The sequence below is a fragment of the Pseudomonas sp. QS1027 genome, from assembly GCF_002814235.1.
Taxonomy (GTDB): Bacteria; Pseudomonadota; Gammaproteobacteria; order Pseudomonadales; family Pseudomonadaceae; genus Aquipseudomonas.
Window position 1 is genome coordinate 210863 of the sequence record NZ_PHSU01000007.1, and the last position, 20109, is coordinate 230971.

A 20109-nucleotide genomic window follows, 5' to 3' on the forward strand; every position below is an offset into this window, starting at 1 on the left:
CGCTTAAAAAGAAAAGGCTTGCCGCAGCAAGCCTTTGGAATGAAGGGATCAGGCGTTCTGGCGATGCAGCTTTTCCAGTTTCTTCTTGATCCGGTCGCGCTTGAGCGTAGACAGGTAATCGACGAACAGTTTGCCGTTCAGGTGATCGCATTCATGCTGGATGCACACCGCCAGCAGGCCCTCGGCCTCCAGTTCGAACGGTTTTCCGTCGCGGTCCAGGGCCTTGACCCGCAGTTTTGTCGGGCGGTCGACGTTCTCGTAGAAACCCGGCACCGACAGGCAGCCTTCCTGGTACTGGTCCACGTCCGCGGTCAGGGTTTCGAACTCGGGGTTGATGAACACCCGGGGCTCGCTACGATCTTCACTCAGGTCCATGACCACGATGCGCTGGTGCACATTGACCTGGGTCGCCGCCAGGCCGATGCCCGGGGCTTCATACATTGTTTCAAACATGTCGTCGATCAGCTGCCGCACCTGGTCGTCCACCACGGCCACGGGTTTGGCGATGGTGCGCAGGCGCGGGTCTGGAAATTCGAGGATGTTTAAAATGGCCATAGGCGTATTTGCTGCACTTGTGAGGTAAAGTCAGAGACGGTTGCCGAAATGTCCCGGTGGGATCGGCTACCGTTGTAAAACGTTCTCCTTGGGAGCGAGCCGCGGGGGCTCTGGCGTTTCACGCGAAGGCACATAATAAAGGGATTCACTGCATGAGGAAAACACTACTCGCCCTGTTGCTGGCTGTTACCGGCGTCGTGCAGGCGCAAGTGCAACTCAAGGACGGTTATCCACAGCGCTATACGGTGGTGCGCGGTGACACACTTTGGGACATTTCCGGCAAGTTTCTCAGCGAACCGTGGAAGTGGCCGGAGATCTGGCACGCGAACCCCCAGGTGGCCAATCCGGACCTGATCTACCCCGGCGATACCCTGACGCTGCAGTTCGTCGACGGCCAGCCGCGGCTGGTGGTGGATCGCGGCGTGTCGCGGGGCACCGTGAAGTTATCGCCGCAGGTGCGCCGCTCGCCGGTGGCCGAGGCGATTCCGAGCATTCCGCTGGAAAAGATCAATGCGTTCCTGTTGAGCAACCGCATTGTCGACAGCCCCGCCGACTTCCAGAAAGCCCCGTATATCCTGGCCGGCAACAATGAGCGGGTGCTCAGCGGCATGGGCGACCGGATCTACGCCCGTGGCGTGTTCGACCCGGCGCATTCGGTGTATGGCCTGTTCCGCCAGGGCAAGGTCTATACCGACGCGCAGACCAAGGAATTCCTCGGGATCAACGCCGATGACGTCGGTACAGGCGAGTTGGTGGCGACCGAAGGCGATGTCGGCACGTTGAACCTGCGCCGCACCACCCAGGAAGTTCGCCTGGGTGACCGGTTGTTCGTCAGCGAAGAGCGTCCGGTCAATTCGACGTTCATGCCCAGTGCGCCGCAAGCGCAAATCCGCGGCACGATCATAGATGTGCCACGGGGTGTTACACAGATCGGTGTCATGGACGTGGTCACCATCGACAAGGGGCGCCGCGATGGTCTGGTCGAAGGCAACGTTCTCGCGGTGATGAAGACCGGCGAGACCGTGCACGACCTGGTCAGCGGAGAGCGGGTGAAGGTCCCCGACGAACGTTCGGGCCTGTTGATGGTGTTCCGCACCTACGAAAAGCTCAGCTATGGTTTAGTACTCACTGCCACGCGGTCCCTGACAGTCATGGACAAGGTGCGCAACCCGTAGCGCCGAACGATAATGCGGGGCCGATTCCGTTAGCAGGCTAAACAGGTTACCCACAGAGTTATCCACAGCTTGTTCCTGCTGTTCCAGGACCGCCACAGATCAAGGATGATCCGATGTCGCTGTCCAACTGTACCTCCCTGTCCCCGGCGGAGCTGGAAGCCCGCCTGCGTTTGCACCGTCTGCCGGAACTCGGTCCACGGCGCTTTCGAACCCTGATCGACGCCTTCGGTTCGGCCTCGGCGGCTCTCGGTGCACCGGCCGCTGCCTGGCGCGCGCTGGGGTTGCCGACGGCCTGTGCCGAGGCGCGTCGCAGCCCTGAAGTGCGGGATGCAGCCAGCGCTGGATTGCGCTGGCTAGAGCGCCCGGCTTGCCATTTGGTGATGTGGGACCAGACCGATTACCCCGCCCTTCTCGCCGAACTGGATGACGCCCCGCCGCTGCTGTTCGTGGCCGGCGACCCTGCCCTCCTGGAACAACCGCAGCTGGCGCTGGTCGGCAGCCGACGTGCTTCCAAACCGGGCATGGACACGGCGGCGGCGTTTTCCCGGAGCCTGGCCGGAGCCGGTTTTGTCATCACCAGCGGGCTGGCGCTGGGGATCGACGGGGCGGCTCATCAGGCGGCCCTGGACATTGGCGGGCGAACGATCGGCGTACTCGGTACTGGTCTGGAAAATCTTTATCCACAGCGCCATCGTCGTCTGGCGGAGGCGATGATTGCCCAGGGCAGCGCCGTGGTTTCCGAGTTGCCACTGGAGGCGCCGCCGCATCCGAGCAATTTTCCCCGGCGCAATCGGATCATCAGTGGTTTGTCCCTGGGCGTGCTGGTGGTGGAGGCCAGTATTGCCAGCGGCTCGCTGATCACCGCGCGACTGGCGGCGGAACAGGGGCGCGAGGTGTATGCGATTCCCGGCTCCATCCATCACCCCGGCGCCAAGGGCTGTCACCAGCTGATCCGCGACGGTGCGGTACTGGTGGAAACCGTCGAACATATCCTCGAACCCCTGCGCGGTTGGCAGCGGGTGACCGCCAGCGCAATCCCCGCTGCGCCCGAGCATCCGCTGCTAGGCTTGTTGCATGCCGCACCGCAGAGCAGCGAGGCCCTGGCCAACGCCAGTGGCTGGGCATTACCGCGAGTATTGGCGGCGCTGACCGAACTGGAGCTTGAAGGCCGGGTTGCCAATGAAAACGGACGCTGGTTAGCTCGCGCGAGGTAGGTTTACCTGAGTAAACTGCGAGCAGCTTTGAATCCGGAGAACGAGCAATGGTCAAGAGTTGGCGTGTGCAAGAAGCCGCACGAGAAATTCGCGCAGGGGCGGTGATTGCCTACCCAACCGAGGCGGTCTGGGGTTTGGGTTGCGATCCCTGGAACGAAGAGGCGGTGGATCGTTTGCTGGCGATCAAGAATCGCTCGGTGGACAAGGGCCTGATCCTGATTGCCGACAATATCCGCCAGTTCGATTTTCTCTTCGAGGATTTTCCCGAAGACTGGATCGACCGCATGGCCAGTACCTGGCCGGGACCCAATACCTGGTTGGTGCCGCATCAGGACCTGTTGCCGGAGTGGGTCACCGGTGTGCATGACACGGTGGCCTTGCGGGTCAGCGATCATCCGTTGGTGCGGGATCTGTGCTCGTTGGTGGGGCCGCTGATTTCTACCTCGGCCAATCCCCAGGGGCGGCCGGCGGCGCGCACGCGACTTCGCGTGGAGCAGTATTTCCGCGGGCAGATCGATCTGGTGCTGGGCGGTAACCTGGGCGGGCGCAAGAACCCGAGCCTGATTCGCGACCTGGCGACCGGCAAGGTGGTGCGCCCGGCGTAGGCTCGGTGTGAACTTCTTCGCGGCGGTTCGGCGCCCCGACAAGCAGCGCTCCCACAAGGGGGGATGGCGTTATCGTTGATCGCCAGCAAGCCGGCTCCTACAGGACGGTGTCGATCACAAAAAGGTGCCACGACACAAATACTGTAGGAGCCGGCTTGCTGGCGAACCGCTGCGCAGCAGCGGCCAGGTTCGCCAGTCTTAAGGCAACAACACCGTCGACCCGGTAGTCCGCCGCGCCGCCAGTTCGGTCTGGGCCTTGGCCGCTTCCGCCAGGCCATACCGCGCGCCGATCTCGATCTTCAGCTTGCCGCTGCTGATCATCCCGAACAGATCCTTCGCCATGATCTGCAGGTTTTCCGCGTTGTTGGCGTAGGTCGCCAGCGTTGGCCGGGTCACATACAGCGAGCCCTTGGCCGCCAGTATCCCCAGGTTGACCCCATCCACCGCGCCCGAGGCATTGCCGAAGCTGACCATCAGCCCACGGGGCGCCAGGCTGTCCAGCGAGGTCAGCCAGGTGTCCTTGCCGACGCCGTCGTACACCACTGGCACTTTCTTGCCATCGGTCAGCTCCAGCACCCGCTTGGCCACATCTTCATGGCTGTAGTCGATGGTTTCCCAGGCCCCCAGGGACTTGGCCAAAGCGGCCTTTTCCGGCGAACTGACGGTCCCGATCAGCTTCACGCCCAGGGCCTTGGCCCACTGGCACGCAAGCAAGCCGACACCACCCGCCGCCGCATGGAACAGCACGGTTTCGCCGCCCTTCAACTCATAGGTCTGGCGCAACAGGTACTGCACTGTCAGGCCCTTGAGCATCACCGCGGCCGCCTGTTCGAAGCTGATGCCTTCCGGCAGATGCACCAGGTTGGCCGCCGGCAGCACATGCACTTCGCTGTAGGCGCCCAGCGGACCGCTGCCGTAGGCCACGCGATCACCAACCTTGAACTGGCTGACCTCGCTGCCGACTGCCTCGACCACGCCCGCGCCCTCGGCCCCCAGGCCCGACGGCATGGCCGGTGGTGCATACAGCCCGCTGCGCAGATAGGTGTCGATGAAGTTCAGGCCGATGGCGTGGTTGCGTACCCGCACCTGCTGCGGGCCCGGCTCGGCGGGGGTGTAGTCGACATACTCAAGGACTTCCGGGCCGCCATGGGCGCGAAACAGGATACGTTTGGCCATCTTTCTCTCCTTGGACATTTCACAAAGGGGCGCCGTGCAGCGCGATGCAGGGGTCCTATCGGACTCCTTCGTTTGATCTTCGTCAACAGCGACGAGCATAAACGCGGTGCTATGCTACGCGCCTCTTTGCTACCGGCCGTCCGCTGTGCCGAGTAGCTTTGCCCGATTCAAGGTGATGCCATGACTACCCGCACCGAGGCCGTGAAAGCCTATCTGCTCGACCTGCAAGACCGTATCTGTGCCGCCCTGGAGGCCGAAGACGGTGGCGCGCGTTTCGTCGAAGACGCCTGGACCCGTCCCGCCGGTGGCGGCGGTCGGACCCGGGTGATCGGCAACGGCCAGGTCATCGAGAAAGGCGGCGTGAACTTCTCCCATGTCTTCGGCAACGGCCTGCCGCCGTCGGCCAGCGCCCATCGGCCGGAACTGGCCGGGCGTGGCTTCGAGGCCCTGGGCGTGTCCCTGGTGATTCACCCGCACAACCCCCATGTGCCGACGTCCCACGCCAATGTGCGGTTTTTCATCGCCGAGAAGGAAGGCGAGGAGCCGGTCTGGTGGTTCGGCGGCGGGTTCGACCTGACGCCCTACTACGGCAACGAAGAAGACTGCGTGCACTGGCACCGGGTGGCCGAGCGCGCCTGTGCGCCGTTTGGCGCCGAGGTCTACTCGCGCTACAAGGCCTGGTGCGACAGCTATTTCCATATCAAGCACCGCAACGAGCCGCGCGGTATCGGCGGCCTGTTCTTCGATGACCTGAACGAGTGGGACTTCGACACCAGCTTCGCCTTCATGCGGGCGATCGGCGACGCTTATATCGAGGCCTACCTGCCGATCGTGCAGCGGCGCAAGGCCCAGGCCTGGACCGAACAGCAGCGCGAGTTCCAGGAGTTCCGCCGCGGTCGTTACGTGGAGTTCAACCTGGTGTACGACCGCGGCACGTTGTTCGGCCTGCAATCGGGCGGTCGTACCGAATCGATCCTGATGTCGTTGCCGCCGCAAGTACGCTGGGGCTACGACTGGAAGGCCGAGCCGGGCAGTGAAGAGGCGCGCCTGACCGAATACTTCCTGCAGGACCGCGACTGGCTGGCGGAGGGCGCTGTCTGATGGATCGTTATGTCGTCTTCGGCAATCCCATCGGCCACAGCAAGTCGCCGTTGATTCACCGTCTGTTCGCCGAGCAGACCGCCCAGCAGTTGGACTACAGCACCTTGCTGGCGCCCCTTGAGGATTTTTCCGGCTGTGTCCGGGCGTTTTTCCAGGCAGGGCGCGGGGCCAATGTGACGGTGCCGTTCAAGGAAGAGGCCTATCGCCTGGCCAACAGCCTGACGGCACGGGCACAGCGGGCCGGGGCGGTGAATACCTTGAGCAAGCTGGCTGACGGCAGTTTGTTGGGTGATAACACCGACGGCGCCGGGCTGGTGCGCGATCTGACGGTGAATGCCGGGTTTGGCCTGAAGGGCAAGCGCATTCTGCTGCTGGGTGCCGGTGGTGCGGTACGTGGGGCGCTGGAGCCGTTGCTGGCGGAGCAGCCGGCTTCGGTGATCATTGCCAATCGGACCGTCGAGAAGGCCGAGTTGCTGGCCGAACTGTTCGCCGACCTGGGGCCGGTGTCCGCCAGTGGGTTTGACTGGTTGCGCGAGCCGGTGGACCTGATAATCAACGCCACTTCGGCGAGCCTGTCGGGGGATGTGCCGCCGATTGCGCCGAGCCTGATCGAGCCCGGCAAGACCTTCTGCTACGACATGATGTACAGCAAGGAGCCGACGGCGTTCTGTCGCTGGGCGAGTGAGCATGGTGCGGCGGTGTCGATGGATGGCCTGGGCATGCTGGCCGAGCAGGCGGCGGAAGCTTTCCTGCTGTGGCGCGGCGTACGCCCGGATACGGCGCCGGTGCTGGCGGAGTTGCGGCGTTTGTTGGCGCTGTAGGGGCGGTCAATCCTCAAACAGGATCGGGCACTTATCCACACCCTCCAGCTTGACCAACTCCTCCACCACCGGTGCTCGCGCCCGTCTCAGGGTCAGGCTGCGGCCTTCCCTTATCAGGCGCCGGGCCTCCTGGTGCAGCATCTCGACCCCCGAATAATCGATAAAGTTGATCTGCTGCGCCTCGATCACCACCTTCACCCCGTGCAACCGTTGCAACTGCACTTGCAGGTAATGGCTGGCGCCGAAAAAGATCGACCCACCGACCCGCAACACGTCCTCATCGCCATCGCGCCAATGCTGCACCCGTGGCTGCGAGGTGCGCTTGAGGTAGAAAAACAGCGAGGCCAGCACCCCGGCGTAAATCGCCGTCTGCAACTCCAGCAGCAACGTCGCCACGCAGGTCAGGGCCATCACCGCGAACTCGGCGTGACTGACCCGGAACAGCGCCCGGATGCCCCGCCGATCCACCAACCCCCAACTGATCAGCAGGATACTGCCGGCCATCGCCGGAATCGGGATATGCGCGATCAGCGCCGAGCCGGTCACGGCAAACAGCGCCACCCAGAGCGCGGAAAATACCCCGGCCAGCGGTGAGCAGGCCCCGGCCTCGTAACTCAGCGCGGCGCGGGTGAACGAGCCCGCTGACAGGTAGCCGGAAAACAGGCTGCCGACGATATTCGACAGGCCCTGGGCGCGGACTTCCTGGTTGGCATCGAGCAATTGCTGCGAACGGGCGGACAACGAGCGAGCAATCGACAGGCTGGTGACCAGCCCGAGCATGCCCACCGCGACGGCGCTGGGCAGCAGGCGCAGGATGGTTTCCAGGTCCAGCGGCAAGGCGCTGAACGGCGGCAACCGGCCGATGAAACCCTTGACCCGTTGCACATGCCCGAACAGGCCCGGGCACAGCCAGACCAGCGTGCTGGCCAGGACCAGGGTAATCAGCAGGGTCGGCCAGCGCGGCAGCAGGGATTTGAGGGTGAAGCCGAGGATCAGGGTCCCGAGACCCAGCAGCAGCGAGGGTTTGTCCAGCTCGCCGAGGTGCTGGCCCAGTTGCAGCAGGCTGTTCAGGGCCGTCGCCTGGTTGGGGACATCGAGCCCCAGCAGGTTCGGCAGTTGCCCGAGGGCGATGACCACGGCGGCGCCCAGGGTGAAACCCAGCACCACCGAATGCGAGACGAAATTCACCAGGGCACCGAAGCGCAGCATACCGAGCAGCCACTGGAAGATCCCGGCAATGCAGGTCAGCAACAGGATCAGGGTCACGTAGTCCTGGCTGCCGGGCACCGCGAGGGGGCTGACACTGGCGAACAGGACAATCGAGATGGCGGCCGTGGGCCCGCAGATCAGGTGCCAGGATGAGCCCCAGAGACAGGCGATCAGCACCGGGACGATGGCGGCGTAAAGGCCGTATTCGGGCGGCAGGCCGGCGATCAGCGCGTAGGCGACCGATTGCGGCAAGGCCAGGATGGCGCCGCTCAGGCCGACGATCAGGTCACGACTGACGCTGGCGCGGGTTTGCCGGGGCAACCAGCTGAGAAATGGCAGGAGTTTGTGGCGGTTGGTCCAGCCCATGGGTCTCTCGGTCGGATGAGGCGGTGTCAGGGTGAGGGGTATATCTGAGATTTTCGCGGTGAAACACCGACCTGTAGGAGCCGGCTTGCCAGCGAAGAGGCCCGTAAGCCTTGCATCGACTGTCTGGTCCATCGCCAGCAAGCCGGCTCCTATACGTCGGAGTGTGTGTTGGCCTTTAGAGCTTGGCCTTCACCGCCGACAACCCATCCTGGCCATCCACGGTCTTGACCCCATCCAGCCACTTGTCCAGCACCGCCGGATTGGCCTTGATCCAGGCCTTGGCCGCATCGGCATTGCTCAGCTTCTTGTTCGCCACCTCGGCCATGATGCTGTTTTCCATGTCCTGGGTGAAGCTCAGGTTGCTCAGCAATTTGCCAACGTTCGGGCAAGCCTGTGCATAACCCTTGCGGGTCACGGTATAGACGCTGCCGGTATCACCGAAGTACTGCTCGCCGCCCTTCAGATAGTGCATCTTCATCTGCACGTTCATCGGGTGCGGGGTCCAGCCGAGGAAGACCACGAACTTCTGCTTCTTCACCGAACGCGCCACTTCGGCCAGCATCGCCTGTTCGCTGGACTCCACCAGTTTCCACTGGCCGAGGTCGAACTGGTTCTTCTTGATGATCTCCGCCAGCGAGGCATTGGCCGGGGCCCCGGAGCCGATACCATAGAGCTTCTTGTCGAACTTGTCGGCGAACTTGTTCAGGTCGGCAAAGTTATGCACACCCGCGTCCCAGACATAATCCGGGACCGCCAGGGTGAATTCGGTGCCGTCGAGGTTCTTCGCCAGTTGCGTGACATCGCCGTTGACCACGAACTTGTCATAGAAACCCTGTTGCGCCGGCATCCAGTTGCCGAGGAACACGTCCACCTGGCCGTCCTTGAGACCGCCATAGGTGATCGGCACCGCCAGGGTGTCGACCTTGGCCTTGTAGCCCAGGCCGTCCAGCAGCAAGCTGGTGATGGCGTTGGTCGCGGCAATATCGCTCCAGCCCGGATCGGCCATTTTCACCGTGTCGCAGCTCTGCTCGGCATAGGCACTCAGGCTGCTCATGGCCAGGAGGCCTACCGTCAGTGCTGTGGATAACTTCTTCATCGCCTTCCCCTTACGTTCGTTATTGGTTTTGGCAGGGTTGTGGATAACGCGCTTTGCGTTCCAGATCGTCGAGGTCGATATGGTTGCGCATGTATTGCTGACTGGCGTCCACCAGTGGCTGGTGATCCCAGCTCTTCAGCTTGCCTTGGCTCAAGGCGGCGGCGACGAAACGCCGGCGCCGTTGACTGGCGAGCACCTGTTGGTGGATCGCCGGGATGTTCCATTTCGCCCGGGCTTCGGCCAGGAAGTCGTTGAAGAGTGCTTGGTGCTGCGCTGATTGGCTGAGTTCTTCTGCCTCGCGTGGGTCGTTGTGGATATCGAAGAGCAGACAAGGGTCGTCTTCGCTGTAGATGAATTTGTAGGCGCCGCGACGAATCATCATCAGCGGGCTGATGGTGCCTTCGGCCATGTATTCGCCGAACACTTCGTCGTGGCCGCCCTCGCCCTTCAGGTGCGGGACCAGCGAGCGGCCGTCCAGCGGCAGCTCGCCGTGCAGCGTGCCGCCGGCCAGTTCCACCAGGGTCGGCAACAGGTCGGCGGTGGAGACGGCGGCACTGACGCGTCCGGCGGCGAACTGCCCCGGGGCGCTGATCAGCAGCGGCACCCGCGCGGACATTTCGAACCAGTGCATTTTGTACCAGAGGCCGCGCTCGCCGAGCATGTCGCCATGGTCGCCGGAGAACACGATCAGCGTGTCATCGGCCAGCCCGGTTTCCTCCAGGGTTTGCAGGAGTTTGCCGACGTTGCTGTCGATATAGCTGCACGCACCGAAGTAGGCGCGGCGGGCGTCGCGGATCTTGTCCACAGGCAGCGGCTTGTCCCACAGGTCGTAGACCTTGAGTAAACGCTGGGAGTGCGGATCGAGGCTGTCCTGGGCCGGGGTCTGCGGCAACGGAATATCTTCGTCGCGATACAGGTCCCAGAACGCCTTGGGAATGGTGTAGGGATCGTGGGGGTGGGTCATGGACACGGTCAGGCAGAACGGCTGGTTGCCGTCTTCGCGCACATGGTCGAACAGGTATTGCTGCGCCTTGAAGACCACCTCTTCATCGAAATCCAGCTGGTTGGTGCGCACGCAGGGACCGGCCTGCAGCACCGAAGACATGTTGTGGTACCAGCTGGGCCGCACATCGGGCTCGTCCCAGTTCACCGCCCAGCCGTAGTCCGCCGGGTAGATATCGCTGGTCAGGCGTTCTTCGTAACCATGCAGTTGGTCCGGCCCGCAGAAGTGCATCTTGCCCGACAGCGCGGTGCGATAACCGAGGCGCCGTAGATAGTGGGCATAGGTCGGTACGTCGGCGGGGAAATCGGCGGCGTTGTCGTAGGCGCCGATCTTGCTCGGCAGTTGGCCGCTGACCAGGGTAAAACGTGAAGGCGCGCAGAGCGGGCTGTTGCAGTAGGCGGCATCGAAGACCACGCCTTCGGCAGCCAGGCGGCTCAGGTTCGGAAGCTTGATGGGCGATGCGCCGTAGAGCGGCAACAGGGGCGCGGCCATTTGATCGGCCATGATGAAGAGAATGTTCTTGCGCTTCATGTAATCGCGGCATTCCATAGTGAATTGTTATGCGATAGTGCTTCGATCCAGCATGTGGCCCACGGAATCTGTGGTAAAGCCCTTGCCCAACAATGACTAGGATAAGTACAGCTTATGTATGAAGCGCTGGGTGACCTGTCCCTCGATCTGCTCCGGGCCTTCGAAGCGGCGGCCCGTCACCACAGCTTTACCGCCGCGGCAGTGGAACTGGGCACTACCCAGCCGGCCATCAGCCAGCAGATCAAGCGCCTGGAAGACCAACTGACCACCCGCCTGTTCGACCGTATCTACCGGGGCATCGAGTTGACCGAAGCCGGCTCGATCCTGTTCGAGCAGGTGCAGGCCGGCTTGCAGAGCATCGACAGTGGCTTGAGCGCGGTCACCGCCCAGCGTCAGCATGAGGTGCTGCAGGTCGCCACCGACTTTGCCTTTGCCGCCTATTGGCTGATGCCGCGCCTGCATCGCTTCCATGCGGCCAATCCGCAGGTCGATGTCAGCCTGGTGACCAGTGAGCGTAGCCACAACATGTTGCGCACCGATATCGATGTGGCGGTGTTGTTCGGCAAGGGCCGTTTCAAGCAGGGCGAGAGCCATTGGCTGTTCAGCGAGGAAGTGTTTCCGGTGTGCAGCCCGCAATTGCTCAAGGGCCGCGAGTTGCCGTTGCCCACCGAAGCCTTGCTGGAGTTTCCCCTGCTGCACCTCAAGGGCGAAAACAGCAGCCACTGGTTCGACTGGAGCGGGGTTTTTCGCGAACTGGGGTTGACCGCTGCACCGGCGCCGGGGCAATTGCGCTTCGACAACTACACCTTGCTGATCCAGGCGGCGATCGGCGGCCAGGGCGTGGCCATCGGCTGGCGGCACCTGGTGGATAATCTGTTGGAGCAGGGTTTGCTGTGCCGGCCGATCAGCCAGACGGCGATTTCCACCTTTGGCTATTACGTGGTCTTGCCTCAGCGTAAACGGCGTGGCGCGCTGATCCAGCGTTTCTTCGACTGGTTGATGGCCGAGCAGGCCGACAGTGCGCAATCACTGGTAGGGCTGGGCTTGCCCTCGATTGCGGTGTAGCGTTAGCCCATTAACCGATGCTGAACGAGAGCGGCATGCAACGTATCAAGGGTTATCACGCCCACATCTATTTCGATGCTTCGACCCTGGAGCAGGCCCGTGAGCTGTGTGAACTGGCGGCGACGACCTTTCCCCTGAAGATGGGACGGGTGCACCAGCGCCCGGTGGGACCGCATCCGGACTGGAGCTGCCAACTGGCGTTCGAAGCGCAATATATCGGCGTGGTCTTGCCGTGGCTGGCGCTGAACCGCAAGGGCCTGGTGGTGTTCATTCATCCCCTGACCGACGATGACCTGGCCGACCATCGCGATCATGCGATCTGGATGGGTGCGGTCAGGCCATTGGATCTGTCGATCTTTTCCTAGCGCCTCAAACGGTCAGTTCAGCACACCGTCGAGAATCTCGTAGACGACCCCGGTGCCGATGGCGATCAGGACCACGTCACTGCCCATGCGGCGCCATTCGTAACCCTCATACACCGGCAGGCGGGACAGTGCCCGCTCGTCCAGGCGTTCGCCTTCGTAGCCGCGTGGCAGCGGTTGGCCGCGCACCAGATGGTAGCCCGGTGGTGGTGGCGCGCCGCGGCTGAAATGTTCGTGGTCATCATGAATGATCTGCCGGATCGGACCGAAGTCCTGGGGCGGACGGTGCATATTGCGCGGATCCGGCCCTTTCTCCGGACCGCCCCGCTGGTCGTAGCCACCGCGATCATGGTCTTCGCCGCGTATCTGGTCCTCGGCATGCAGCAGGGGGCTGGCACTGAGTACCAGCAGGCCAAGACCGGCCATCAGGCGTTTGGGCATTTTCATCGGGGGCATTCCTCACCACACAGGCAATACAGCGAAAGGGGCGAAGCGTTGGCTTCAAACCCCCGGGTCATACTTTGTTAGTCCGCATGGTGGCGTTTAGATTCCTTTGTATCAGGAACTTTACCTTGGGTCGGCGTCGGCGTTATCGCCAGCGATCATGTTGTTCGTTCAGGCCGTGCCGCAGGGTTTCGAGGTGCTCGCGCAAGAAGGCGTCGTTCGCCGGTTCGCCCGTTATTCTTGCCTGGGCACGGGGATCGGGGGCCAGGTTCGTGGCGCTGGGCACGAGGGCCTCGAACGCGAACAGGCTGGACAGGTTTTGTCGCGGTGGTGGAGTTTGGCGTGGAAGCGAAGTGATCGACCTGAGTCGTGCCGGGCGAGGGGTTTCGGTGACGCAGAGGTGATCGAGGAAGGTGCAGGCGATAGCGAGTGTCATAGGGGCATCCATTTTTTAGGTAACGATCCGGCGCTCCTGCGCGGCCGTCTCTTGCCGGACTGTCCCGGAAAGAGCATGTAATGATTACTCCTTTGACAGCGCAGTTCTGTCAATAAACGCTCAGGCTCGCGCCCATGAAAAAGGGACCCAAGGCGTTGGCCGTGGATCCCTCTGTGTCGTGCCGCCTGGCTCAGCGTGCGGTACGTACGCCTTCGGCGAGGGCCGCGCACAGGCTCAGTACGCCATCGATGGCCTGCTCATCGCTGCTGGCGTTGGCGATGTGATCGATCAGCGCCGAGCCGACCACCACGCCGTCCGCCAGCCGGGCGATGGCCGCGGCCTGCTCCGGTGTGCGGATACCGAAACCGATGCTGATCGGCAGGTCGGTGTGGCGACGCAGGCGGGCCACCGCCTCTTCGACGTGTTCCAGGGTCGCCGAGCCGGCACCGGTCACGCCGGCCACCGACACGTAGTAGACGAAGCCGGAGCTGCCGTTGAGCACGGTGGGCAGACGGACGTCGTCGGTGGTCGGTGTGGTCAGGCGGATAAAGTCCAGGCCGGCGGCCTGGGCCGGGTCGCACAGCTCGCCGTTATGTTCCGGCGGCAGGTCGACCACGATCAGGCCGTCGACACCGGCGGCCTTGGCATCGGCGATAAAACGCGGCACGCCGTAGTGGTGGATCGGGTTGAAGTAACCCATCAGCACCAGCGGGGTGTGGTTGTTTTCGGCGCGGAACTCGCGAACCATCTGCAGGGTTTTCGCCAGGTTCTGCTTGGCGGCCAGGGCGCGGATGTTCGCCAGCTGGATCGCCGGGCCGTCGGCCATCGGATCGGTGAAGGGCATGCCCAGCTCGATCACATCGGCCCCGGCCTTGGGCAGGCCCTTGAGGATCGCCAGGGAAGTGTCATAACCCGGGTCGCCAGCGGTGACAAAGGTCACCAGGGCGGCGCGGTTCTGTTCTTTCAGCTCGGCAAAGCGGGTTTGCAGGCGGCTCATCAGTGTTTCTCCTGCTGGGACTGTTGCATGTGGTGCATGACGGTTTGCATGTCCTTGTCGCCGCGACCGGACAGGTTGACCACCATCAGGTGATCCTTGGGCAGGGTCGGTGCACGCTTGAACACTTCGGCCAGGGCATGGGCACTTTCCAGGGCCGGGATAATGCCTTCGAGACGGCAGCACTGGTGGAACGCGGCCAGGGCTTCGTGATCGGTGATCGAGGTGTACTGGACTCGACCGATATCGTGCAACCAGGCGTGTTCCGGGCCGATGCCGGGGTAGTCGAGGCCGGCGGAAATCGAGTGGGCGTCGATGATCTGGCCATCGTCGTCCTGCAGCAGGAAGGTCCGGTTGCCGTGCAGTACGCCCGGGACGCCGCCGTTCAGGCTGGCGGCGTGCTTGCCGGTCTCGATACCGTGGCCGGCGGCTTCGACGCCGATGATTTCGACGCTGGTGTCATCAAGGAACGGGTGGAACAGGCCCATGGCGTTGGAGCCGCCACCGATGCACGCCACCAGGCTGTCGGGCAGGCGCCCTTCCTGGGCTTGCAACTGGTCGCGGGTTTCCTTGCCGATCACCGCCTGGAAGTCGCGGACCATGGCCGGGTACGGGTGCGGGCCGGCGACGGTGCCGATCAGGTAGAAGGTGCTGTCGACGTTGGTCACCCAGTCGCGCAAGGCTTCGTTCATCGCGTCCTTCAGGGTGCCGGTGCCGGCGACCACCGGGATCACTTCGGCGCCCAGCAGTTTCATGCGGAACACGTTGGCCTGCTGGCGCTCGATATCGGTGGTGCCCATGTAGATCACGCAGTCGAGGCCAAAGCGCGCGGCGACGGTGGCGGTGGCCACGCCGTGCATGCCGGCGCCGGTCTCGGCGATGATGCGTTTCTTGCCCATGCGCCGCGCCAGCAGGATCTGGCCGATGCAGTTGTTGATCTTGTGGGCGCCGGTGTGGTTCAGCTCTTCGCGCTTGAGGTAGATCTTCGCGCCGCCACAGTGTTCGGTCAGGCGCTCGGCGAAATACAGCGGGCTCGGACGACCGACGTAGTCGCGCTGGAAGTAGGCCAGTTCCTCGATGAACGCAGGATCGATCTTGGCGGCTTCGTATTCGCGGTTCAGGTCGAGGATCAGCGGCATCAGGGTTTCGGCCACGTAGCGGCCGCCGAATGCGCCGAACAGGCCGTTGGCGTCGGGGCCGTTGCGCAGGTTGGACTGGGTCATGGGAGGCTCCAGGTGGGTGATTGAATGTTCGATGGGGTTCACTCTAACCATGACAGGCGCGGATGAAAACCGATAAGATCGCCGTAACCTGTCAGGAAAACTCACAGATACCATGAGCCGTGACCTTCCCCCGCTCAATGCCTTGCGCGCCTTCGAGGCTACCGCCCGCTTGAACAGCGTCAGTCAGGCGGCCGAACAGCTGCATGTGACCCATGGAGCGGTCAGCCGGCAGTTGAAAGTGCTTGAAGAGCACTTGGGCCTGAGCCTGTTCGTCAAGGACGGGCGCGGCCTTAAACTCACAGATGCGGGCGTTCGCCTGCGCGACGCCAGTTTCGAGGCGTTCGAGCGGCTGCGGGCGGTCTGTGCCGAGTTGACTCAAAGTACGGCGGACGCGCCGTTTGTGCTGGGTTGTTCCGGGAGCCTGCTGGCGCGCTGGTTTATTCCGCGACTGGGGCGGCTGAATGCCGACTTGCCCGACTTGCGCCTGCATCTGTCGGCGGGCGAAGGTGACCTCGATCCGCGCAAGCCGGGGCTCGATGCCCTGCTGCTGTTCGCCGAGCCGCCATGGCCGGCGGATATGCAGGTGGTTGAGCTGGCGAGCGAGCGCATCGGGCCGGTCATGAGTCCGCATTTCGCCGGTTATGAGTCATTGCTGCGGGCACCGGCCCGTGGCCTGGTGGGCGAGGCGCTGTTGCACACCACTTCCCGACCGCAGGCCTGGCCCAGCTGGGCGCGGCAGAACGGTATAGAGGTGGCGGAATTGAAGTACGGGCAGGGTTTCGAGCACCTGTACTACCTGCTCGAAGCGGCGGTGGCCGGGTTGGGGGTGGCGATCGCGCCACAGCCATTGGTGGCGGACGATTTGCGTGCCGGTCGGCTGGTGGCGCCCTGGGGTTTCAATGAAACCCCGGGACGGCTGGCCTTGTGGCTACCTCGGCGCGCCGCGGACGGGCGCGCCCAGCAGTTGGCGCAATGGCTCAAGACCGAGTTGGAACGCGGCGTTTAGTCCCCGCGTTTGCACAGCAGGTAAGCGGCCAACAGCCCCAGCGCACCCACCGCGACACCGGCGGTTGTCCACGGATGTTCCTGGGCATAATCCCGGGTCGCGATCCCGGTTTCGCGGGTTCTGACCTTGACCTCTTCATAAGCATCGCTGAGCAGGTGACGTGAATGCTTGAGGGCATTCTCGGCATTGCTCCTGAGGGCCTTGAGGGTTTTGCGCGACTCGTCCGAGGCGTCGTCCTTGAGGCTTTCGAGGGACTTGAGCAGACTCTCGATTTCGGCTTCCATGCTTTGCAATGAGGCTTTGCGTAGTGAGTTGCTGGCCATATCGGCGTTCTCCCGCAGTTGAGTGGCGTGTGCAGATTGGGACTTCAGCACGCTGTGAAAGTGCAGAAAATCTGCATCGCATTTCAGGATCTCTCGATCCGAGCTGTGGGAAAAATCACTGCTAGGCTCTCTGGACAGCCCCCGGGACTTAGGAGAACAGCATGAGCGACCACCACACCTACAAGAAAATCGAACTGGTAGGTTCTTCCCCCACCAGCATCGAAGACGCCATCAACAATGCCCTGGCCGAAGCCGGTAAAAGCATCAAGCATCTGGAATGGTTCGAGGTGCTCGATACCCGGGGGCATATCAAGGACAACAAGGCCGCGCACTTCCAGGTCACCCTGAAAGTCGGCTTCAGAATCGCCAATAGCTGAACAAATACTGGCCTTTTGAACTTATAGACTGGCCGACTGCCATATTGATTGCTATACAGAGGGCGCTAAATGGCCCCTAGTGCGTCGCCCAAAAGCCGACGCACTTTTTTGATCTGACCAGGGAATATGATCGATGAAGAAGCTTGTGCTGGCGGTAGCGTTGTTGAGTCTGGCGGGAACCGCCCTTGCGGCGGGCAAGCCATGCGACGTGGTGGAGAAGGAAATCAAGGACAAGATTGAAGCCAAGGGTATCCATGGTTATTCGCTGCAGATCGTCGATGCTGGCAGCAATACGGGTTCCGATGGCAAGACCGTTGGCCGCTGTGAGGCGGGCAAGAAGGAAATCGTCTACAAGCGCAAATAAGCGTGAGTGGGTATCAAGGCCGGCGCCAGGCGCCGGCTTTTTTGTCTCTGGCGGTCAGCCTTTCATGACCTGTGCCAGCAACTCGTAGGAATGCAGCCGATCGGCATGTTCATACAGGTCACAGGTGAAGATCAGCTCATCGGCCTGGGTCTGCTCGATCAGGACTTCCAGCTTGGCGCGGATCTTCTCGGGGCTGCCGACCATCGCCAGGCCGAGGAAACTCGCCACCGCTTCTCTCTCGTGGGGCAGCCACAGGCCATCCATGGTTTCCACCGGCGGCCGTTGCACCAGGCTCTGGCCACGCATCAGCGCGAGGATGCGCTGGTACACCGAAGTCGCCAGGTAGTCGGCTTTTTCATCGGTATCCGCGGCCACCAGTGGCACGCCGAGCATCACGTAGGGCTTGTCGAGCACCGCCGAAGGCTTGAAGTGATTGCGGTAGACGCGAATCGCTTCATGCATGTAGCGCGGTGCGAAATGTGAGGCGAAGGCGTAGGGCAAACCCCTTTCCCCGGCCAGCTGTGCACTGAACAGGCTTGAACCCAGCAACCAGACCGGCACCTGGGTGCCGGTGCCCGGCATGGCGATCACCCGTTGTTCCGGCGTGCGCGGGCCGAGGTAGCCCATCAGCTCAGTGACATCCTCGGGGAAGTCGTCGGCGCTGCCCGAGCGCTCGCGGCGCAAGGCCCGGGCGGTCATCTGGTCGGAACCCGGGGCTCGGCCCAGGCCCAGGTCGATACGGCCGGGGTAGAGACTTTCCAGGGTGCCGAACTGTTCAGCGATCACCAGCGGCGCATGGTTGGGCAGCATCACGCCGCCGGAACCGACGCGAATGGTCGAGGTGCCGCCCGCCAGGTAACCCAGCAGCACGGACGTGGCCGAACTGGCGATACCGTCCATGTTGTGGTGCTCGGCGACCCAGAAGCGGTGATAGCCGAACTTTTCCACATGACGGGCCAGATCCAGCGAATTACGCAGGGATTGGCCCGGGCTGCCGTCCTGGCGCACGGGCACCAGGTCGAGGGTGGAAAACTTGATGTCGGACAGTCGCTTCATGAGCCTGCTACTCCTGTGAGGGTACGCAGGCTTCGTCTGCTGTCGAAAAACCTGCCGGTCTCCAGGGAATGTGGGCATATACCCGAGTTTCAAGGGCAGAGCTGTTTTTAACCTGCATTTTTTTCAGATGAGTCTTACAAAGTGAACTTTGAACCAGCGTCTATCCTCAGAACCTTGACCCCGGCGTGAACCCTTCGCGTCGGCTTTTGAGGAGGCAGCTATGAGTATCACGAAGAAAGCATCGGCTCATTGGGCAGGCGACCTGAAAACCGGTATCGGTTCCATTTCCACGGAAACCGGGGTGTTGCGCGAAGCGCCGTACGGTTTCAAGGCGCGTTTCGAAGGCGGCAAGGGCACCAACCCGGAAGAACTGATCGGCGCCGCGCACGCGGGGTGTTTCTCCATGGCCTTTTCGATGATCCTCGGCGATGCCGGGCTCAAGGCCGACAGTATCGACACCCAGGCCGAAGTGACCCTGGATCAGGTCGACGGCGGCTTTGCGATCACCGCGGTGCACTTGATTCTCAAGGCGAAAATTCCCGGTGCCAGCCAGCAGCAGTTCGATGAACTGAGCAAAAAGGCCAAGGAAGGTTGCCCGGTGTCCAAGGTGCTGAACGCGAAGATCAGCCTGGACGCGACCCTGGTGCACTGATCGGGCTGCGGCAAGCGCCGGGTGTGAGGTGGATCAGAACTTGGCGGGTGCAATTGTGGTCGAATGATGTGGTGGCAGCTTCTGCGTACGCCCTTGCGGCGCGCTGCCGTAGTCAAGGAGTTCGACCATGAAACGTATTGCCCTGGGGATTTTCTGTTGCGCACTGGCCACTTCGGCCTCGGCCTCGGCCTTGGCCGCGACCAAGCCGTGTGAAGAGCTCAAGGCCGAGATCGAAACCAAGATCCAGGCGTCCGGCGTCAGTTCCTACACTCTGGAAATCGTCGCCACCCATGACGTCCACGACCAGAATATGGTCGTGGGCAGTTGCGAAGGTGGCAGCAAGAAAATCATCTACCAGAAGAACGATCGCTGAAGCTGGCTACGGAATGCAGAACACATTGTTTTGCTCGGCCACCACTTCACCCTTGTCGTTGTACAGCCGCGCGCTGGCGTTGAAGCCCAGGGCGATGCCCTCCAGGCGGTAACGCTGGCCGGCTTCGAAGTGGTCGTAGTGCACGCTCAGATAGCACAGACGATTCGGCGGATCGGTGTTCATCGCCATGCCGCCGACATAGACCTCGAAATCGAAACGCGCCAGGAGGTCATGGCTGCCCGGTGTCACCTGGAAAAAGCGTCCGTCGCGCAGACGCTGCTTGTCCAGGCTTTCGGCCATGATCACCGTGCCAGTGTGGGTGTCCAGGTCGACCCAGGCCATTTGCGGGTTCACCGCCGGTAACGGACTGATACAGCCGCCCAGGCTGGCGAGGGCGAAAAGTACGGGGAGATGTTTACGCATGATGTTTCCACTCTGTTCAGGAGATCAGCATACCCGCGTTCAGGGGCTCCGGGCGTGAAGCTTGTGGTGGCGGGGCCTGCCTGCGGTGAACAGCTCAACCTCGATAATCTTCATGGAAAAGTCTTCAGCCCGCGCGCTAGTCTTGTGTCTGCTCCTTGC

General features: G+C 62.6%; 24 protein-coding genes. 12 read left to right on the forward strand and 12 right to left on the reverse strand.

Annotated elements, in window-relative coordinates:
• Nucleotides 1-48 precede the first annotated feature (48 nt).
• The gene (gene def / locus CWE01_RS07825; RefSeq protein ID WP_100939950.1) at nucleotides 49-555 is read right to left on the reverse strand and encodes a peptide deformylase; all 507 of its coding nucleotides are present in this window, start codon (nucleotides 553-555) and stop codon (nucleotides 49-51) included.
• Nucleotides 556-707: 152 nt separating this feature from the next.
• Here def and CWE01_RS07830 point away from each other — a divergent pair, with 152 nt between their 5' ends.
• The 3 genes from CWE01_RS07830 (at nucleotide 708) to CWE01_RS07840 (ending at nucleotide 3549) form a co-directional block, all read left to right on the forward strand.
• Nucleotides 708-1730: a LysM peptidoglycan-binding domain-containing protein gene (locus CWE01_RS07830; protein ID WP_100939951.1), complete on the forward strand. Its 1023-nt coding sequence runs from the start codon at nucleotides 708-710 to the stop codon at nucleotides 1728-1730.
• Nucleotides 1731-1843: 113 nt separating this feature from the next.
• Nucleotides 1844-2944, forward strand: a complete 1101-nt coding sequence (dprA, locus tag CWE01_RS07835; protein ID WP_100939952.1) for a DNA-processing protein DprA — start codon at nucleotides 1844-1846, stop codon at nucleotides 2942-2944.
• Nucleotides 2945-2991: 47 nt separating this feature from the next.
• Nucleotides 2992-3549 carry an L-threonylcarbamoyladenylate synthase gene (locus CWE01_RS07840; protein ID WP_100939953.1) on the forward strand — a complete coding sequence of 186 codons (558 nt, stop codon included), beginning with the start codon at nucleotides 2992-2994 and terminating at the stop codon, nucleotides 3547-3549.
• Nucleotides 3550-3747: 198 nt separating this feature from the next.
• Here the strand turns inward: CWE01_RS07840 and CWE01_RS07845 are convergent, their stop codons facing one another.
• Nucleotides 3748-4725 carry a quinone oxidoreductase gene (locus CWE01_RS07845; RefSeq protein ID WP_100939954.1) on the reverse strand — a complete coding sequence of 326 codons (978 nt, stop codon included), beginning with the start codon at nucleotides 4723-4725 and terminating at the stop codon, nucleotides 3748-3750.
• Nucleotides 4726-4905: 180 nt separating this feature from the next.
• On the opposite strand from CWE01_RS07845, the gene hemF reads away from it, so the two are divergent.
• The gene (gene hemF / locus CWE01_RS07850) at nucleotides 4906-5826 is read left to right on the forward strand and encodes an oxygen-dependent coproporphyrinogen oxidase (RefSeq protein WP_100939955.1); all 921 of its coding nucleotides are present in this window, start codon (nucleotides 4906-4908) and stop codon (nucleotides 5824-5826) included.
• Nucleotides 5826-6647 (forward strand): shikimate dehydrogenase, encoded by an 822-nt coding sequence (aroE, locus tag CWE01_RS07855; RefSeq protein WP_100939956.1) that lies wholly within the window; start codon nucleotides 5826-5828, stop codon nucleotides 6645-6647. Before hemF ends, aroE begins: the two co-directional genes overlap by 1 nt.
• 6 nt (nucleotides 6648-6653) lie before the next feature.
• On the opposite strand, the gene CWE01_RS07860 is transcribed toward aroE, so the two are convergent.
• The 3 genes from CWE01_RS07860 to betC all read right to left on the reverse strand — a co-directional run bounded on the left by CWE01_RS07860 (nucleotide 6654) and on the right by betC (nucleotide 10852).
• Nucleotides 6654-8222, reverse strand: a complete 1569-nt coding sequence (locus CWE01_RS07860; protein ID WP_100939957.1) for a SulP family inorganic anion transporter — start codon at nucleotides 8220-8222, stop codon at nucleotides 6654-6656.
• Between the two features lie 175 nt (nucleotides 8223-8397).
• Nucleotides 8398-9318, reverse strand: a complete 921-nt coding sequence (choX, locus tag CWE01_RS07865) for a choline ABC transporter substrate-binding protein (protein WP_100939958.1) — start codon at nucleotides 9316-9318, stop codon at nucleotides 8398-8400.
• Between the two features lie 19 nt (nucleotides 9319-9337).
• On the reverse strand, nucleotides 9338-10852 hold the full coding sequence (betC, locus tag CWE01_RS07870) for a choline-sulfatase (protein WP_100939959.1): 1515 nt from the start codon (nucleotides 10850-10852) through the stop codon (nucleotides 9338-9340).
• A 114-nt stretch (nucleotides 10853-10966) separates the two neighbouring features.
• Here betC and CWE01_RS07875 point away from each other — a divergent pair, with 114 nt between their 5' ends.
• Together CWE01_RS07875 and CWE01_RS07880 are read left to right on the forward strand one after the other, a co-directional pair.
• Nucleotides 10967-11917: a LysR family transcriptional regulator gene (locus CWE01_RS07875; protein ID WP_100939960.1), complete on the forward strand. Its 951-nt coding sequence runs from the start codon at nucleotides 10967-10969 to the stop codon at nucleotides 11915-11917.
• A gap of 35 nt (nucleotides 11918-11952) precedes the next feature.
• Complete coding sequence (locus tag CWE01_RS07880) at nucleotides 11953-12282, forward strand: DOPA 4,5-dioxygenase family protein (protein WP_100939961.1); 330 nt, start codon at nucleotides 11953-11955, stop codon at nucleotides 12280-12282.
• 12 nt (nucleotides 12283-12294) lie between these two features.
• On the opposite strand, the gene CWE01_RS07885 is transcribed toward CWE01_RS07880, so the two are convergent.
• The 4 genes from CWE01_RS07885 to trpB form a co-directional block, all read right to left on the reverse strand.
• The gene (locus CWE01_RS07885) at nucleotides 12295-12726 is read right to left on the reverse strand and encodes an anti-virulence regulator CigR family protein (protein ID WP_100939962.1); all 432 of its coding nucleotides are present in this window, start codon (nucleotides 12724-12726) and stop codon (nucleotides 12295-12297) included.
• A 142-nt stretch (nucleotides 12727-12868) separates the two neighbouring features.
• Nucleotides 12869-13159, reverse strand: a complete 291-nt coding sequence (locus CWE01_RS07890) for a hypothetical protein (protein WP_100939963.1) — start codon at nucleotides 13157-13159, stop codon at nucleotides 12869-12871.
• Nucleotides 13160-13349: 190 nt separating this feature from the next.
• Nucleotides 13350-14156, reverse strand: coding sequence for a tryptophan synthase subunit alpha (trpA, locus tag CWE01_RS07895; RefSeq protein ID WP_100939964.1), 807 nt, complete (start codon nucleotides 14154-14156; stop codon nucleotides 13350-13352).
• Nucleotides 14156-15376 (reverse strand): tryptophan synthase subunit beta, encoded by a 1221-nt coding sequence (trpB, locus tag CWE01_RS07900; protein ID WP_100939965.1) that lies wholly within the window; start codon nucleotides 15374-15376, stop codon nucleotides 14156-14158. The genes trpA and trpB overlap by 1 nt, the downstream gene beginning before the upstream one ends.
• A gap of 112 nt (nucleotides 15377-15488) precedes the next feature.
• Between trpB and CWE01_RS07905 the strand changes: the two genes are divergently transcribed.
• Nucleotides 15489-16382: a LysR family transcriptional regulator gene (locus tag CWE01_RS07905; RefSeq protein ID WP_100939966.1), complete on the forward strand. Its 894-nt coding sequence runs from the start codon at nucleotides 15489-15491 to the stop codon at nucleotides 16380-16382.
• On the opposite strand, the gene CWE01_RS07910 is transcribed toward CWE01_RS07905, so the two are convergent.
• Entirely contained in the window at nucleotides 16379-16705 is a 327-nt protein-coding gene (locus CWE01_RS07910; RefSeq protein WP_100939967.1) for a YqjD family protein, read from the reverse strand. The two genes, CWE01_RS07905 and CWE01_RS07910, sit on opposite strands and share 4 nt — an antisense overlap.
• A 161-nt stretch (nucleotides 16706-16866) precedes the next feature.
• Here CWE01_RS07910 and CWE01_RS07915 point away from each other — a divergent pair, with 161 nt between their 5' ends.
• Together CWE01_RS07915 and CWE01_RS07920 are read left to right on the forward strand one after the other, a co-directional pair.
• Nucleotides 16867-17082 (forward strand): dodecin, encoded by a 216-nt coding sequence (locus CWE01_RS07915; RefSeq protein ID WP_100939968.1) that lies wholly within the window; start codon nucleotides 16867-16869, stop codon nucleotides 17080-17082.
• 133 nt (nucleotides 17083-17215) lie between these two features.
• Complete coding sequence (locus CWE01_RS07920) at nucleotides 17216-17446, forward strand: DUF1161 domain-containing protein (protein WP_100939969.1); 231 nt, start codon at nucleotides 17216-17218, stop codon at nucleotides 17444-17446.
• Between the two features lie 54 nt (nucleotides 17447-17500).
• Here the strand turns inward: CWE01_RS07920 and CWE01_RS07925 are convergent, their stop codons facing one another.
• Nucleotides 17501-18502, reverse strand: coding sequence for an LLM class flavin-dependent oxidoreductase (locus CWE01_RS07925; RefSeq protein WP_100939970.1), 1002 nt, complete (start codon nucleotides 18500-18502; stop codon nucleotides 17501-17503).
• 220 nt (nucleotides 18503-18722) lie between these two features.
• Here CWE01_RS07925 and CWE01_RS07930 point away from each other — a divergent pair, with 220 nt between their 5' ends.
• Nucleotides 18723-19154 (forward strand): OsmC family protein, encoded by a 432-nt coding sequence (locus tag CWE01_RS07930; RefSeq protein WP_100939971.1) that lies wholly within the window; start codon nucleotides 18723-18725, stop codon nucleotides 19152-19154.
• A 127-nt stretch (nucleotides 19155-19281) separates the two neighbouring features.
• Nucleotides 19282-19527 carry a DUF1161 domain-containing protein gene (locus CWE01_RS07935; RefSeq protein ID WP_100939972.1) on the forward strand — a complete coding sequence of 82 codons (246 nt, stop codon included), beginning with the start codon at nucleotides 19282-19284 and terminating at the stop codon, nucleotides 19525-19527.
• 6 nt (nucleotides 19528-19533) lie between these two features.
• On the opposite strand, the gene CWE01_RS07940 is transcribed toward CWE01_RS07935, so the two are convergent.
• Complete coding sequence (locus CWE01_RS07940; RefSeq protein ID WP_100939973.1) at nucleotides 19534-19950, reverse strand: hypothetical protein; 417 nt, start codon at nucleotides 19948-19950, stop codon at nucleotides 19534-19536.
• Nucleotides 19951-20109: the final 159 nt, after the last annotated feature.